Genomic DNA, 15722 nt, shown 5'->3' on the forward strand with positions numbered 1-15722 from the left:
CGATTTACGATCGAGTAGTCCATGGCCCGATTCCGTGCCGTCGCCGAAGAAGACAAGGCGGCTCGCCGCCAGTCCATCCTCGACGCAGCCATGCGCCTGTTCCTCGAAAACAGCCGCGAGCTGCCGTCGGTGATCCGCATCGCCGACGCCAGCGGGCTCGCCAAGGGGACGGTGTACCTGTATTTCCGCACCAAGGAGGAAATCTTCCTGGCGCTCCTGGATGAGGGCTTCCACAGCCTGCTCGACACGGCAGCCAGCCTGTTGGCGACGGATGGCCTGTCGCCGGAACAGCTGGTGGATGGTTTCGTCGATCGATACCTCGCCTTCTTCAGGTCGCGGCCACATTTCCTGCGGCTGGCGGCGATGACCAATAGCGTGATCGAGCAGAATCTCGATCCGCCGGTCGCCGTGGAATTCAAGCTCGGTCTCGTGCATGCCCTGCGCCGCGCGGGCGAGCTGGCCGAGCAACGGCTGCCGGGGCTTGCCAGCGGCGACGGCGGGCGCCTGCTGCTGCGGGTCTACGCCCTGACGCTGGGACTGTGGCAGATGCTCGACTGGCCCGAGAATGTGCGCACGCTGCTGGCCGACGACCAGTTCCAGGTATTGCGCCCCGATTTCTTCGACGAACTCGACCAGGCGCTCAGGCAACTGCTGCGCGGCGCCCTGAGCCGCTGAGGCTGAGCGGGGATCAAAAACGGGCCGCGTACACGGCCCGTTTTGCTTACTGCGGCAGTAGCTGCGCCTGATAGCCCGCGAGGAAACCCGACAGGCTGCCCGACTGCGCCGTTTTCGCCGCCATGCACAGATCGGCGCGTTCGAGCGCGTGGGCCAGCTCGCGCGTGCCGCCGTCGAAGCGGGCGATGCGTTCCCTGAAGAAGGATTCCATCGCGGCGCGTGCATCGGCATCGCAGACGGGGAAGTAGCCCGGGAACTCGCCCGGCAGATCACGCGGCAGGCGCGCTGCAATCGCATCGAAATGCGCCGTGACGAACTGCCACGCGGCCTGGCGGTTCTGTACGCTGTCGGCCGCGCCCCACACCACGGACAATGCCTCGCGGGCATCGAGACGGGTATCGAGCAGCAGCCCCAGCGCACGCGCCAGCAGCGCCGGCTGGCGGAAGCCGCCCAGCGCCTTGAGCAATTGCCGGCGCACCTTCATGTCGGGCTCGCGCAGCGCCGCATCGAGATAGCGCTCGAATCGGGCGGCGTCGCCGTCGATCGCCGCCAGCTGCAGCGCGGGTTCGACCATCGATGCCGGTACCGCACGGTGATCCCGCAGCCAGGCATCGGCCAGCACGGCAGCCTGCTGGCGCAGCGCGGCGTCGTCCCCCTGATCGCCGAGCAGTGGCACCAGCATGCTGCGCAGGATCTCCGCGTCATCGCCCTCCCCGGCCTTGGGTGTGGCGCCCAACTCGGCCACCCTGGGGCCGTAAGTCTGCTGGATGTAGCGCGCGAGCAGCGGGCGCTGCGCCGGCTCGATCAGCTCCCACACGCTCAGCACGATGGCGCGGGTGTGCTCGACGACCTCGCGGCGCGGATAGCCGACATAGCGGGCGGCCAGGCGCAAGGCGTCAGCTGCCGGCAGGTCGCCCGACTCGATCAGCGCACGCGCGTCGTCAAGCCCGGCGTAGGCCTCGCTTGCCGACAGGCGCGACATCTCTTCCATCAGCGACATCAAGCCACCGGGCCAGTACACGGGGCGGTAGTAGCCGCGCCCCTCCGGGTTGGCCTGCACCCACTGCGGGCAGACGGCGCCGGGCTGCGCTTGCATCGAATCGAAATGCAGCTCGGTGAGGTCGAGCAAGGTGCAGGTGCGTACCGTGCGGGCGCCGTCGAGATAGCTGAAGCAATTGGGGATCTCCCACTGCTGCTCGCCCTTGATCTCGATGCCGCGTGGTACGAAGCGGCTCTGCTTGAGCGTCAGCCGTGGCGTCGGGTCGCAGCTCAGCGCCACGCCCAGGCGCGGGATGCCCGGCTGCTCGATGAAGCTCTTGAACGCCTGCGCCACGCCGGCATCCTCCTGCGCCAGCGCGCCGATGAAATCGGCGGCGGTCGCGTTGCCCCAGGCATGCTGCTGCAGGTAGCGCTGCACGCCTTTCTGGAAGCGCGCCTCGCCAAGCCAGCCCTCGAACATCGTGAGCACGGCCTGCCCCTTGGAATAGGTGACATCGTCGAAGGCGTTGCCGAGGTCGTCGAGGCTCTCCACCGGCTGGTGAATCTGCCGCGTCGATGGCAGGCGATCAAGCGCCATGGCGTGGCTGCGCGCCACCACGCCGGACAGGTCCCAGTGCCAGTCGGGCCTGACCTGGGCCGTGATCTTGTCGCCCATCCACGAGGCGAACGATTCGTTGAGCCACAGGTCGTCCCACCAGCGCATCGTCACATAGTTGCCGAACCACTGGTGCGACAGCTCGTGCGCGGCGATCGCGACGTAGTGGCGCTTGAAACGGGCCGTTTCCTCATGCGGCTTGGCGAGCATCACCGGGCTGACATAGGTGATCAGGCCGGCGTTCTCCATCGCGCTGAACGTCATGGTGAGCGGGATCACCAGGCTATCGAGCTTTTCGTACGGATACGGCATGCCAAAATAGCCCTTGAGCGCCTGCACGATGGCCGGCGTGGCTTCGCGCGCGTAACGGGCCTCGCTGGCCCGCCCTTTGGGGGTGATGTAACGCAGCGGCACATTGCCGACCTTGCCGCCATCGACCACATCGAAGGGGCCGACGCCAAAGGCCAGCAGGTAGCTCGGCAGCGGCCTGGTCTCGGCGAAACGCACGAGCTTGGTGCCGTCGCCGAGGTCCTTTTCCGACACGACCGGCGTGTTGGCGACGGCGACGTCATCCCTGGGCACCTTGAGCGACAGTTGCCAGGGCACTTTCCAGCCCGGCTCGTCGAAGCACGGGAAGGCGTGGCGGGCGCCCACCGCCTCGAACTGGGTGAAGGCGTACCAGTTGCCGCCATCCTGCTGGCGGAAGATGCCCTCGATCTCGGTCTTGCTGATCTGGCCGGTGAAATCGAGCAGCAGGCGCGCCGGGCCCGGCGGCACGCTCTCGCCGAACGCAAGTTGCAGCAGTTGCTTGTCCGGCATGCTGACGCGTGCGCGCAGCTTGCGGTTGCCGACGACGAGCTGCGCACGCCTGACGTTGAGCCCGTAGCCATTGAGGCGCAACTGCTTGAGCGGCTGGTTGAGCTGCAGCTCGATCTCGACATGGCCGCTGTGGCTGTCGGCGTTCGGATCAACACTCAGTTCGAGCTCGTAGCGTTTCGGGGTGGCGGCCTCACCCAGCCGCATCGGTGCGGGCGCCGCATGCAGGGCCAGCATGGCGAGCGCCAGGGCAGGCGCCAGCACCAGCCGGTGCAATAGGGATTTCTTCATTGTGCGTTTATCCTCGGAGCTTGTAGCGGCATGGCTGAGAGGCAATACTGGCGCCACTTCCAGCCTGACGGAACACTATAGCAGATGCGCCCTGCGCAACACCCCTGCTGTCCGGCGGGCGGATTGTCTGACCTGAATCAACCGGCTCGCAATTAGCCGCCTTCGCATTCTCGCCGCACGCTATGCTGTTAACAAACAACAAGCAACAACTACATAGGAGACGACTATGCCCATGATGTTTGACCGCATCGAAGCCTGCATCGACCAACTGATCGCCACCGTCGGCTCGCAGATCGTGCTCGGCATTCCGCTCGGCATCGGCAAGCCCAACCCCTTCGTCAACGCCCTGTATCGACGCGTGAAGGACAACCCGGGCTTGCATCTGCGCATCATCACCGCCCTGTCGCTGGAGAAACCCAAGGGCCACAGCGAGCTCGAATCGCGCTTCCTCGACCCCTTCGTCAAACGCGTGTTCGGCGACTATCCCGACCTGGATTTCGTGCTCGACCGCCGCGCGGGCAAGCTGCCGCCCAATATCGAGGTGCTCGAGTTCTTCATGAAGACCGGCGACTACCTTGGCAACGAAGATGCCCAGCAGAATTACCTGTATAGCAATTACACCCATGTCGCGCGCGACATGCTGCTGCAGAACGTCAACGTGCTGGCGCAGGCTGTCGCCGCCGACGACAGCGACGGCACCCTGCGCCTGTCGCTGTCGTCCAACCCCGATGTCACGGTCGATCTGCTCGACCTGATCGATGCCGACCCGACGCGCGAGATCATCGTCGTCGCCTCGATCAACCGCAAAATGCCCTACATGCCCAACGATGCGGAGATCAGCCCCGAGCGCTTCGACTTCATCGTCACCGACCCGGCCGCCACGCACGAGCTGTTCGCACCGCCGAACATGAAGGTGTCGCTGCAGGACTATGCGATCGGCTTCTACGCCAGCTCGCTGGTCAAGGATGGCGGCACGCTGCAGATCGGCATCGGCTCGCTCGGCGACGCGATTGCCCATGCGCTGATCCTGCGCGACCGGCAGAACGACAGCTATTTCAAGATCATGAACCAGCTGTTTGCCGGCCAGCCGCAAACGGCAGCCGAGCTCGGCAAGTTCGAGAAGGGGCTGTACGGCTGCAGCGAGATGTTCGTGAACGGCTTCATGAAGCTGATCGATGCCGGCATCGTGCGCCGCCAGGTATTTGAAGATGCCGGCCTGCAGCACCTGCTCAACGCCGGCACCATCAGCACCAAGGTCGACGCACACATGCTCGCCACGGCGCTCGACCAGGGCCTGATCAATCCACAACTGAGCCAGACCGACGTCGACTGGCTCAAGCGTTTCGGCATTTTCAGCGCCGACGTCGACTACAAGGACAACATGCTGTCGACACCCAAGGGGCGGCTGTCGTGCAACCTGGCCGATGCGGCCAACTTCGACAAGGTGTGCAGCCACTGCCTGGGCGAGGAGCTCAAGGGCGGCATCATCATGCATGGCGGCTTCTTCCTCGGTCCGCGCGACTTCTACCAGCGCCTGCGCGACATGAGCCCCGAGCAGCTGAGCCACATCGGCATGAGCCGCATCGGCTTCATCAACCGCGTGTTCGGCCAGGAACAGCTGGTACGCGAGCAGCGCCGCGATGCGCGCTTCATCAACACCACGATGGCGGTCAGCCTGCTTGGCGCTGCATCGAGCGACAGCCTCGCATCGGGCCAGGTCGTCAGCGGCGTGGGCGGGCAATACAACTTCGTCGCGATGGCCCATCTGCTGCCCGACGCCCGCTCCGTCCTCATGCTGCGCGCAGCGCGCGTGCGCCAGGGCAAGGCCAGTTCGAACATCGTCTGGAATATCGAGCAGACCACCATCCCGCGCCATCTGCGCGATGTCGTGATTACCGAGTATGGCATCGCCGACCTGCGCGCCCAGTCGGACTCGGAGTGCATCAAGCGCCTGCTGGCGATCGCCGATTCGCGCTTCCAGGAGCAGCTGCTGCAAGAGGCCAAGCACAACGGCAAGATCGCCCACAGCTACGAGATTCCCGAGTCCCAGCGCCACAACCTGCCCGAGACGCTCGAATCGCGCCTGCGGCCATGGCGCCAGCTTGGCTTGCTGCCCGACTTCCCGTTCGGCACCGATTTCTCGGAAGAAGAACTCACCATCGTCAAGGCACTGCGCAAGCTCAAGTCCGCGACGGACCACCCGCTGGAGCTGCTCGGCAATGTCGTGAAGAGCCTGGTCGGCGAGCATGAGGTGCCGGAGAAATACCTCGAACGCATGGGGCTAGATGAAGTCGAGGGCCTCAAGCTGCGGCTGCTGCGGCGATTGTTCGTCGGCAACCTGGGCTAGGCGCTACCTCTCCTGCCGGGATGCCGGCAGGGGCCTGACAACGGCGGTCTGCTGCAATCAGCAGCACCGCCGTTGTCACATTCACACCTCTTCATCGACATGCGCGGGCGGGTCGTCCCGACGGCGATTGTGGCGGCGCCGCTCCAGGTGCTGGCGCAGATCAAGCAGAAAGGTCAGCGGCAGCACGCGCCGGCAGGTGGTCCGCCGCTCGCCGCCGGCACGGCGCTCCCGCTCAGGCCTGGCGGATGCCGGCTCGACCGGCGCAAGCGGCGCGTGGTGGGGTTGATAGATCAGCGGCGGAATGCTGCGCGGCACGACCGCCGGCGTTGCGCGCATGGCGGTCTTGGCGCGGACTGTCAGGCTGTCGTCCGGCAGGTTGACCCGGGTATAGGCCGAGGGGATGCGCATCGCCGCCGCTCCGCGATGCCGGCCCTAGCCGGCGGCCGACGCGCCAAGCCGGACCACATGGCGGCCGTGGGTGCGCCCCACCATCATCTGTTCGCACACGGCGGCAACCCCCGCCAGATCGACCTCGTGCGTCAGGCTGTCGAGCAGCGGCCGGGGCATCAGCTCAGCGAGCCGTTGCCAGGCAGCCTGACGGCGTGCCAGCGGGCACATGACCGAATCCACCCCGGCCAGCGTCACGCCACGCAGGATGAAGGGCATGACCGTGGTGTTGAGCGCATGCCCGGCAGCCAGGCCGCATGCGGCAACCGTGCCGCCGTAGCGCATGCGCGGCAGGAGCCCGGCCAGCACCTCGCCGCCAGCCGTGTCGATAGCCCCGGCATAGCTTTCCGATTCGAGTGGGCGGGCCGGCAGGGCCAACTCTGCGCGATCGATCAAGGTGCCGGCGCCGAGCGACGTCAGGTACGCGCCCTGCTCGGCAAGCTTGCCGCTGACTGCCGCCACCTGATAGCCAAGGCGCGCCAGCAGCGCGACAGCGACACTGCCGACGCCGCCCGTGGCGCCAGTCACGACGACCATGCCGCTGTCGGGCGTCAGGCCATGCTGCTCCAGCGCGTCCACACACAACATGGCCGTCAGGCCCGCGGTGCCGAGCGCCATCGCCGAGCGTGCGTCGAGGCCCGCGGGCAAGGGCACCAGCCATTCGCCGCGGAACCTGGCATAGCCCGCAAAGCCGCCGCTATGGCGCTCGCCCACGCCCCATCCGGTCAGCACCACGCGATCGCCCGGGCGGTAGCCGGGATGCTCGGATTGCACCACCTCACCGGCGAGGTCCACGCCGGGGATCATCGGCAGGCTGCGCAGGATCTTGCCCTTGCCGCTGACGGCCAGCGCATCCTTGTAGTTGATGCCGGAATACTCGACCCGCACCAGCACGTCGCCGGCCGGCAAGTCGTCGAGGCTGCACTCTCGCAGCGAGACGACAATCTGCTTGTCGGCCCCCTGCTCGGCCATCAGCGCTTGAAATCTGGTCACGTAACTTCCTCTCTACGGTCTACCATCCATCTATCTGACTGTAGCAGAATGGGCTGGCCCGGCGCAGCCCCGCCACCTAGACTGCAGTTATATCCGAATGGATCAACATTTCACTGGAGATGCCGCATGCAAGCCAGCTCCGCCTACACCTCGAACTCCGACCCCTACCGCGCTGGCATCGAACTCGGCACGGTGCTGAAGGCCACCGCGCCGGAGGTGATCTGGCTATTCTGCACGATTCATTACGGCGGCTCGAGTGAGTTGATGGAAGGGCTGTACGACGGCCTCGGCAGCGATACAGCCGTGCTGATCGGCAATAGCGGCGACGGCGTCTATGCCACCGACCGTGCATCCAATCTCGGTGTCGCGGCACTCGGCCTCAACAGTGGCGGCAAGGTGCGCTGGGCAGCAGGGTTGGCGGAAGGCGCGACGGCCGACCCGGAGGGTGCCACGCGGCGGGCGCTCGCGGCGGTACAAGCGGCACTCGGGGGCGAGCAGCCCGATCTGCTCTTCCTCTCCTCCGATTTCAGCACCGACGCGAGCCTGATCGAACGGGCGCTGCATGACATCGACGCGCCGGCCATCGGCGGTTTCGCCGCCGACGACAACCTGATGCAGAGCTGCTTTCTGTTCGTCGGGCGCAAGCTGGTGCGTGATGCGATCGTGATGCTTGGCGTCAAGGGCGATTTCGGCTTCGACATCCGCATCGGCAATTCGCTCACACCGATTGGCCAGCCCGGCCTGGTCGACGATGCCGAGGGCACGCAGGTGCGCAGCATCGACGGGCTGTCGGCGATGGCCTTCATCGAGCGCGAAACCGGCAAGCCCGTGCTGCAAAGCGACCGCGGCATCATGTCGCTGACGGTCATCGACCCGGCGCGGCTCGCCCAGCGGCGCCTGCGTTCGATCGTGCCGGACTTCAGCACCAATGCGGGCCACCTGGGGCTGTATGGCGGCATCGAGACCGGCAAGCAGGTGCAGGTATGCCTGGCCCGCCCCGACGAGCTGATACGCGAGGTCTACGACATCGCCGAAGCCAGCCGGCGTGTCGATTTCACCCCGTGTGCCGCACTCATCGTCAGCTGTAGCGGGCGCAAGCAACTGCTGGGCAACCAGATCGAGCATGAGGTGAAGGCGCTGTCGCAGGCGTTCCCACACGGGCTGCCGATGGCCGGTTTTCCCTCCTTCGGCGAGATCGGCCCGCTGCGCGACGAACATGGCTACACCCGCAACCTGTTCCACAACATGACCTATGTGTTGCTGCTGATCGGCGACCGTGGCGCGGCGACGGCATGAACGCCGCTTGCCCATGCACCGGCATTCAAGGACCATAGCGCCACTGAATGACCAAATCACGACGATGAAGGCCAGTTATCTCAGCGCGATTTCACCTCCGCCACCGGGCTTCGAACCCTGTACACCGACCCGGCAGCTACTGATGACCGGCCTGGTTGCGGTATATGTCGAGCGCGTCGATACCCTCTTGCCGCTGGTGGAAAATTTCGCTCAGCGCATCCATGGCGTGATCGCGACACCGGCAGACTCGTTCTCGCAGCGCCGGCTCGGCCCCCTGCTCTGGCATGTGGCGGTGCCGCCCGCCATGGTGCCGCATCTGTGCGACCAGCTGTCGGTGACGCTGGAGGCCATCGAGCAGAGCGTGGTATCCAACGAGCTCGGTGTCGAGCTACAGCGGCTCAGCAGCCGCATGCACTACGACCTGACGGTGACCCGCGACGACTACAACCGCGTCACCGGCAAGCTGCAGCAGCAGGTGCGCGAGCTGACGCAGGCGCAGGCGGCACTGAGCGATAACGAGGCCCGGTTGAGGCAGATACTCGACCAGCTTCCGCAATGGGTCTACGCCACCGACGCGCAGGGCCGGCTCATGCTGGCCAACCAGGCCTTCGCATACAGCCGTGGCTTGCAGGCATGCGCCATGGCAGACCGTACGGAAGCGGACCTGGATTTGCCCGACACCTGGGTCGCGGCATCCCATGACGGCAATTCACGGGTGCTGGCCAGCAACCAGCCCATCACCCTGCCGGAAATTGCGTTGACGCAGCGTGACGGCCGCCAGGATTGGTTTCAGGTCACCAAGCTGCCGATCACCCTCGGCCGCGAAAGCGCCGTGCTGACCGTGGCGACCGACATCTCGCCGCGCAAGGCCTACGAGACCAAGATACTGTCGCTCAACGAAGAGCTCGAACAGCGCGTGAAGGCGCGCACGGTGGAGCTGGAGACGCTCAACAAGGAGCTGGAAAGCTTCTCCTACTCGGTCTCGCACGACCTGCGCGCACCGCTGCGCGCGATTACGGGCTTCAGCCAAAGCCTGATGGAGGACTGCGGCGAGCGGCTGCAGGCCGACGAGCGGCAATTGCTCGAACGGGTCGTCTCCAACGCCCTCCGCATGAACCAGCTGGTCGACGACCTGCTGGCGCTGGCCAAGGCGGCCCAGGCAACCCTCAACATACAGCCGATCGACCTGGCCGAGATCGCGGAAATCTGCTGGAAATCCATGGTGCCACCAGACCGGGTCGTCCACTTCCAGGTTGACCGGCCGCTCACGGCGCAGGCCGATGCCCGGCTATTGCAGGTGGTGCTCGACAACCTGTTGAGCAACGCCGTCAAGTTCACACGCCATCGGCCGGACGCGGTAATCCAGGTAGGCCGGGCCGAGCATGCGGGAGAAACCGCCTACTTCGTCCGCGACAACGGCGCCGGTTTCGACATGCAATGGGCTGGCAAGCTATTCACGCCGTTTCAGCGCCTGCACGACGAAAAGGAATTCGAGGGCACCGGCATCGGGCTCGCCACCGTCAAACGCGTGATCGCCCGGCATGGCGGGCGCATCTGGGCCGAATCGGCACCGGGCGCCGGCACCACCTTTTACTTTACCTTGCCGGCGGCAAGCTGATCCGCCCCCACCAAAGCAAACACCCCAGCCATTGGCTGGGGTGTTTGTTCGAACGGCAGCGAACGATCAGCCGCGCGCGATCAGCATACGGGCACCGCCACCCTTCTCCAGCCACTTCTTGATACGGTTGGCATCGGCGATACGGGTGTACTTGCCGGCGGAATCGAGCAGTACGATCACCAACGGGGTATTGGAAATCGTCGCCTGCATCACCAGGCACTTGCCAGCCTCGTTGATGAAGCCGGTCTTCTGCAGGCCGATCTGCCAGTCGTCATCCTTCACCAGCGCATTGGTGTTGTGGTACATCAGACGGCGGCCGCTGCCCAGCACCACTTCATATTCCTGCGTGGTGGAATAGCGGCGAATGTCGGGATACTCGTAGGCAGCCTGCACCATCATGACCAGATCGGCCGCAGACGCGACATTGCCGCTATTGAGGCCGGTCGAATCATAGAAATGCGCATTCTTCATGCCGATCGAGCGCGCCTTGGCATTCATCTTCGCAAAAAAGACCGAGCTACCGCCCGGGTAGCTGCGTGCCAGGGCAGCCGCCGCGCGATTTTCCGACGACATCAGCGCCAGCAGCAGCAGCTCGGCACGCGTCAGCGTCGAGCCGACGGCCAGACGCGAGCTGGTGTTGCGCAGCTTGTCGGTATCGGCATCGTCGACGGTGATCAGTTCATCCATCGGCAGCTTCGCGTCGAGCGTCACCATCGCGGTCATCAGCTTGCTGATCGACGCGATCGGCATGGCCGACTGGTTGTTCTTCGAATACAGCACTTCGCCGTTGTTTTCGTTGAACACTACGACCGAATTGGATGCCAGCGTCAACGACTCGGGCACCACGTCTTCCGTGCGCAGCTTGGCACCGAACGGCTCATGGGCCGCCACGCGCGTCAAGGCGCTCTTGCCAGCGGCGCTGGCATGGCGCGTTGCCGCCTTGCGGCTGGTCTTGGCGGAATAATGGGCCTTGCGCGCAGGCTTGCCGGCCTTGGCCTTGCCGGCCTTCTTTGCCACCTTGGCGGACTTTTCCACCGCCGCCTTGTGCGTGGCGGCTTCAGTCACGGCGGGCATGGCCAGGACCAACGCCAGCATTGCACTGAGTAATGTCTTGAAACGAGGGAACATAGAGGTCGCTCTCTCCGCAGAATGACAACGCCGGCCCATGGGGCCGACGCCAGAAAATCTTAAAAATCGATCGAAAGCCATGCTGGCTACCGACTACCTTCAATATAGTCGAATTCTAATGCATGGGTTGAGAAAACGTAAGCTAATTCAATAGCTAGCCGTTGATCTTAATACCTTGCTTTAACTTCCGTCATCAAGGTTTCATGACATCCAGGCAACGGCCTCCGGCGCCCGCTCGGCACCATCGCTCCAAGCCTCAATTGGCGGCCTTGGGCGGCGCCATATCGTTCGGCAGCAACACCCAGAGACGGCCCCGCTGCTTCATCCGCCCGGCCAGCTGGCCTGCCTCGCGGCCAAAGCCCCAGAAGAAGTCTGCACGCACCACGCCGCGAATCGCGCCCCCCGTGTCCTGGGCGTTCATCAGGCGTGCCAGCGGCCTGTCGGTATTGGGCCAGGTCGCCGCCAGGAAAACCGGCGCGCCCAGCGGAATATGGCGGGCATCGACGGCAATGCTGGCGCCATCGGTCAACGGCACCCCCAGAGCGCCGAGCGGGCCGCCATCGGCACTGCTGAGTTCGCGGAAGAAGACATAGCTCGGGTTGGCGTTGAGCACCTCATTCAACTTGTCCGGACTCCTTTGTGCCCAAGCCTGTATCGCCTGCATCGACACCTGCCCGGCAGGCAGTTCGCCGCGATCGACCAATACCTTGCCGATGGCCTTGTAGGGGTAGCCATTCTGATCGGCATAGCCAACGCGCATCAGCTTGCCGCTCGGCAAACGAACCCGGCCCGATCCCTGTATCTGCAGGAAGAACAGCTCGACCGCGTCGTCTACCCACGCCAGCTCGCGCCCGGCCAGCCTGGCGTCGCCGGCTTCGATCTGTTCGCGCGAGTAATACGGCACCACCTTGCGCCCCTCGATCCTGCCGCGCAGGCGCATGGCCTTGAGCTCCGGGTAGATGTCTGCGAGATCGACGATCAGCAGATCGTCCGGCACGCCATACAGGGGGAAGCGGTTGCGGCTGTCGCGCAGGGTGCTGCCGTTGAGCAAGGGCTCGTAGTAGCCGGTGATCAAGCCCTCGTTGCCACCATCGGGATTGGTCGCGCGGTAGGGTGTGAAGCGCGACTCGAAGAACTGGCGTATGCCGGCCAAATCACGCTTATCCATGCTTCGCGCCTGCTGGCAGGCCTCGCCCCAGCCGGCACGCCGGGCGATCGCTTTACACGAGGCGAGGAAGCCCTCAAAACTGGTACCGAGCTGATCGCCAGGCCAGCCGGGTAATTCGTCCCAGCCCGCACGTTGCAACGGTGCTGCCGGCGGTGCTTCGGGCTTGACCTCGGTCGGCGGGCAGGGGCAAAGCTGCGGCGGGGGTTGAGTCGCGGGCGGAGCCGGCGGGATGGGTTGCGTCGCACAGCCGGCGAGCATTGCCGCCATCCAGAGTAGCTTTCGCCAGTCTCGCATAAGGGATTCCTCGTTGTTCGTGCGGCGCATTATAGCCGGCGGGGCGTGGCGCTATGGCTTCGCTGTGGCCGGATAGTTCCCCGCCCGGCAGCCGGCAAAAATAAAGCGCCGCTCGCGAGCGGCGCTTTGTCATCGGGCAGAAGCCGCTTACATCGAGATGCTGCCGCTCACTTCGATTGCAGTGCCGTTGATGTAGCTCGCCTCGTCCGACGCCAGGAACGCGTAAACGTTGGCGATTTCTTCGGGCTTGCCCAGACGGCGCAGCGCCACCTTCTCTTCCATCGCGGCGATGACCTTTTCCGGCATCGAGCTCAGGATGTTGGTCGCGATGAAGCCAGGGCACACTGCGTTGACACGAACGCCCTTGGGGCCGAGCTCTTTCGCCCAGGTCTTGGTGAAGCCGATTACGCCGAATTTGGCCGCAGCGTAGTTGGTCTGGCCGAAGTTGCCATACAGGCCGACGACGGACGACGCATTCAGGATCACACCGCTGCCCTGCTCGACCAGGATGTCGACCACAGCACGGGCGCAGTTGTAGACGCCCTTCAGGTTGATGTCGATGACGCGGTCGAACTGCTCGTCGGTCATCTTCTGCAGGCGTGCATCGGCGACGATGCCGGCGTTGTTCACCAGCGAGTCGATACGGCCGTACTTTTCCTTCACTGCGGCGACCATGTCGGCAATCTGCTGACGGTTGGTCACGTTGACGACAAAGCCTTCCGCCTTGCCGCCGGCAGCCTTGATCTCTTCGACCACGCCAGCCACTGCTTCCAGGTTCAGGTCACAGACGACGACCGTCGCGCCCTCAGCGGAAAACTTCAGTGCTGTCGCCTTACCGATGCCGTTTGCAGCGCCAGTGATAATCGAAATCTTTCCATTCAGTCGCATATTATTCTTCCCTCTAACAAACCATTCCACACTGGCGAACGGCACGCATGCCGGTAACGCCTCCAGCAGTTCATGCTGCGATGCAGCTATAAAACATGACGCAAAGCATGGTATTTGGTGAAGGTAATACCAAATTCATACATTAGTTTTTAGCGTAATGCTTATCTACTTTGCGGCGTACCGCCCTGATATTTAAGCACTTAGGCGCATATATCGAGCACCTGCACTTTTGATGCGTGGATCGGGCGGCATTACGAATTATATCGCATTGCAAAACAATCAGGTAATGCACGACGCCACAAATAACAAAAAAGGCCGCAGCTGCGGCCTTCTGTGTGGTTATTGCAACGCAATAACCGTAAGCAATCACATCCCCGTCAATCGAGGCCCTGGCTCGACAGGTAGTCCTCGTAGCCGCCCACGTAGTAGTTGAAGCTGCCGTCGCCACGCAGCTCCAGCACCTGGGTGGCAAGCGACGATACGAACTGGCGATCATGCGACACGAAAATCAGCGTGCCCTTGTACATATCCAGCGCCAGGTTCAGCGATTCGATCGACTCCATGTCCATGTGGTTGGTCGGTTCGTCCATGATCAGGACGTTCGGCTTCTCGAGAATCAGCTTGCCATAGAGCATGCGCCCCTTCTCGCCGCCGGACAGCACCTTGACCGACTTCTTGGCATCGTCGCCCGAGAACAGCAGGCGCCCCAGGATGCCGCGGATGGACTGATCGTCGTCACCCGGCTGACCCCACTGCTTCATCCAGTCGAACACCGTGATGTCGTCGGCGAAGTCCGCCTCGTGGTCCTGTGCAAAATAGCCGATCTGTGCCTTCTCCGCCCATTTGACCGTACCGTGCTTGGGGGCAAGCTCACCCACCAGCGTGCGGATGAAGGTCGTCTTACCCGCACCGTTGCCGCCGATCACCGCGAGCTTCTGGCCAGCTTCGAGAATCAGGTTCAGATCCTTGAACAGCATGGTGTCGAAACCGTTGCTCACGTTGTCCATTTCGAAAGCCTGGCGGTGCAGCCGCTGCTTGTCTTCGAGATCGAAGCGGATGAACGGGTTCTGGCGGCTCGATGGCTTCACCTCGACCATCTCGGACTTGATCTTGTCGGCGAGCTTCAGACGCGACGTTGCCTGACGCGCCTTCGACTTGTTCGCGGCAAAACGCGCGGCAAACGCATTCAATTCGGAGATGCGCTCTTTGGCACGCGCATTGGCCGACTGCTGCCGTTCGCGCGCCTGCAGGCTGGCTTCCATGTAATCGTCGTAGTTGCCGGGGTAGACACGGATCGTGTTGTAGTCGAGGTCAGCGACGTGTGTGCACACTTCGTTCAGGAAGTGGCGGTCGTGGGAGATGATGATGATCGTCGATTCACGTTCGTTGAGCACGTGCTCGAGCCAGCGAATCGTGTTGATGTCTAGGTTGTTGGTCGGCTCGTCTAGCAGCAGCACGTCCGGGTTCGAAAACAGCGCCTGGGCCAGCAGCACGCGCAGCTTCCAGCCCGGCGCCACTGCGCTCATCGGGCCGAAATGCTGGTCGACAGGAATGCCGACACCCAGCAGCAGCGCCCCGGCGCGTGCCTCGGCGTCATACCCGCCCATCTCGCCAAACTGCACCTCGAGATCGGCTGCGCGCATGTAGTCGTCTTCGTTGGCCTCGGGGTTGGCGTAGATCGCATCCTTCTCCTGCATCAGCGTCCACAGCTCGATATGCCCCTGCAGCACCACGTCGATCACGCGCTGATCTTCATAGGCGAACTGATCCTGCTTCAGCTTGCCCAGGCGCACGCCGGGATCGAGCGACACGTTGCCGGCGGAAGGCTCCAGATCCCCGCCCATGATCTTCATGAAGGTGGATTTGCCGCAACCGTTGGCGCCGATCAGGCCATAGCGGTTGCCGTCGCCAAACTTAATCGACACATTTTCGAACAACGGCTTGGCGCCGAATTGCATGGTGATGTTGGAAGTGGTAATCACGTCTTTTCCTGTCCCTGGCACAGCAGGCGGCGGCGGCCTGGCCCCGAACGCCCGAAATTTTGCAAACCGCTGATTTTAACACAGCTTCGGCAACTGACTTTTACAAAGGATGACCAGGCCGGCACTACCCCGCCCCTCCCCGCCCGCATTCGAATCGGTTAAACTAGGTTCTTTTTTTGAACCGG

At 63.8% G+C, this 15722-nt stretch carries 11 protein-coding genes; 4 read left to right on the plus strand and 7 right to left on the minus strand.

Translation table 11 applies throughout. The features are described from left to right. Positions 1-21 precede the first annotated feature (21 nt). Entirely contained in the window at positions 22-675 is a 654-nt protein-coding gene (locus ABWL39_RS13745; RefSeq protein ID WP_367792139.1) for a TetR family transcriptional regulator, read from the plus strand. A gap of 46 nt (positions 676-721) precedes the next feature. Here ABWL39_RS13745 and ABWL39_RS13750 read toward each other — a convergent pair whose 3' ends face one another. After that, entirely contained in the window at positions 722-3376 is a 2655-nt protein-coding gene (locus tag ABWL39_RS13750; protein ID WP_367792143.1) for a M1 family aminopeptidase, read from the minus strand. A gap of 226 nt (positions 3377-3602) precedes the next feature. Between ABWL39_RS13750 and ABWL39_RS13755 the strand changes: the two genes are divergently transcribed. After that, a complete protein-coding gene (locus tag ABWL39_RS13755) occupies positions 3603-5723 on the plus strand; it encodes an acetyl-CoA hydrolase/transferase C-terminal domain-containing protein (protein WP_367792147.1) in 2121 nt (706 codons plus the stop codon). An 81-nt stretch (positions 5724-5804) separates the two neighbouring features. Here ABWL39_RS13755 and ABWL39_RS13760 read toward each other — a convergent pair whose 3' ends face one another. Both ABWL39_RS13760 and ABWL39_RS13765 read right to left on the minus strand, forming a co-directional pair. Then, positions 5805-6131, minus strand: a complete 327-nt coding sequence (locus ABWL39_RS13760) for a hypothetical protein (RefSeq protein WP_367792150.1) — start codon at positions 6129-6131, stop codon at positions 5805-5807. A 24-nt stretch (positions 6132-6155) separates the two neighbouring features. Further along, entirely contained in the window at positions 6156-7163 is a 1008-nt protein-coding gene (locus ABWL39_RS13765) for an MDR family oxidoreductase (protein WP_367792152.1), read from the minus strand. A gap of 126 nt (positions 7164-7289) precedes the next feature. On the opposite strand from ABWL39_RS13765, the gene ABWL39_RS13770 reads away from it, so the two are divergent. Both ABWL39_RS13770 and ABWL39_RS13775 read left to right on the plus strand, forming a co-directional pair. Further along, positions 7290-8459: an FIST signal transduction protein gene (locus tag ABWL39_RS13770; RefSeq protein ID WP_367792155.1), complete on the plus strand. Its 1170-nt coding sequence runs from the start codon at positions 7290-7292 to the stop codon at positions 8457-8459. Positions 8460-8601: 142 nt separating this feature from the next. Next, positions 8602-10077 carry an ATP-binding protein gene (locus ABWL39_RS13775; protein ID WP_367792158.1) on the plus strand — a complete coding sequence of 492 codons (1476 nt, stop codon included), beginning with the start codon at positions 8602-8604 and terminating at the stop codon, positions 10075-10077. Between the two features lie 66 nt (positions 10078-10143). Here ABWL39_RS13775 and pbpG read toward each other — a convergent pair whose 3' ends face one another. The 4 genes from pbpG to ABWL39_RS13795 all read right to left on the minus strand — a co-directional run bounded on the left by pbpG (position 10144) and on the right by ABWL39_RS13795 (position 15537). Further along, the gene (pbpG, locus tag ABWL39_RS13780) at positions 10144-11151 is read right to left on the minus strand and encodes a D-alanyl-D-alanine endopeptidase (protein ID WP_367792161.1); all 1008 of its coding nucleotides are present in this window, start codon (positions 11149-11151) and stop codon (positions 10144-10146) included. 310 nt (positions 11152-11461) lie between these two features. Continuing rightward, a complete protein-coding gene (locus ABWL39_RS13785; protein ID WP_367792164.1) occupies positions 11462-12667 on the minus strand; it encodes a murein transglycosylase A in 1206 nt (401 codons plus the stop codon). 147 nt (positions 12668-12814) lie between these two features. Further along, positions 12815-13555: a 3-oxoacyl-ACP reductase FabG gene (gene fabG / locus ABWL39_RS13790; protein WP_367792167.1), complete on the minus strand. Its 741-nt coding sequence runs from the start codon at positions 13553-13555 to the stop codon at positions 12815-12817. 377 nt (positions 13556-13932) lie between these two features. Continuing rightward, on the minus strand, positions 13933-15537 hold the full coding sequence (locus ABWL39_RS13795; RefSeq protein WP_367792170.1) for an ABC-F family ATPase: 1605 nt from the start codon (positions 15535-15537) through the stop codon (positions 13933-13935). Positions 15538-15722 lie beyond the last annotated feature (185 nt).

Origin of the sequence: Chitinivorax sp. PXF-14, assembly GCF_040812015.1 — a bacterium.
Taxonomy (GTDB): Bacteria; Pseudomonadota; Gammaproteobacteria; order Burkholderiales; family SCOH01; genus JBFNXJ01.

Bases quoted from the DNA above. Each gene is read 5' to 3' on its own strand.
- ABWL39_RS13745 (WP_367792139.1), top strand. From the start codon at position 22: ATGGCCCGATTCCGTGCCGTCGCCGAAGAAGACAAGGCGGCTCGCCGC.
- ABWL39_RS13750 (WP_367792143.1), bottom strand. From the start codon at position 3,376: ATGAAGAAATCCCTATTGCACCGGCTGGTGCTGGCGCCTGCCCTGGCG.
- ABWL39_RS13755 (WP_367792147.1), top strand. From the start codon at position 3,603: ATGCCCATGATGTTTGACCGCATCGAAGCCTGCATCGACCAACTGATC.
- ABWL39_RS13760 (WP_367792150.1), bottom strand. From the start codon at position 6,131: ATGCGCATCCCCTCGGCCTATACCCGGGTCAACCTGCCGGACGACAGC.
- ABWL39_RS13770 (WP_367792155.1), top strand. From the start codon at position 7,290: ATGCAAGCCAGCTCCGCCTACACCTCGAACTCCGACCCCTACCGCGCT.
- ABWL39_RS13775 (WP_367792158.1), top strand. From the start codon at position 8,602: ATGACCGGCCTGGTTGCGGTATATGTCGAGCGCGTCGATACCCTCTTG.
- pbpG (WP_367792161.1), bottom strand. From the start codon at position 11,151: ATGCCCGCCGTGACTGAAGCCGCCACGCACAAGGCGGCGGTGGAAAAG.
- ABWL39_RS13785 (WP_367792164.1), bottom strand. From the start codon at position 12,667: ATGCGAGACTGGCGAAAGCTACTCTGGATGGCGGCAATGCTCGCCGGC.
- fabG (WP_367792167.1), bottom strand. From the start codon at position 13,555: ATGCGACTGAATGGAAAGATTTCGATTATCACTGGCGCTGCAAACGGC.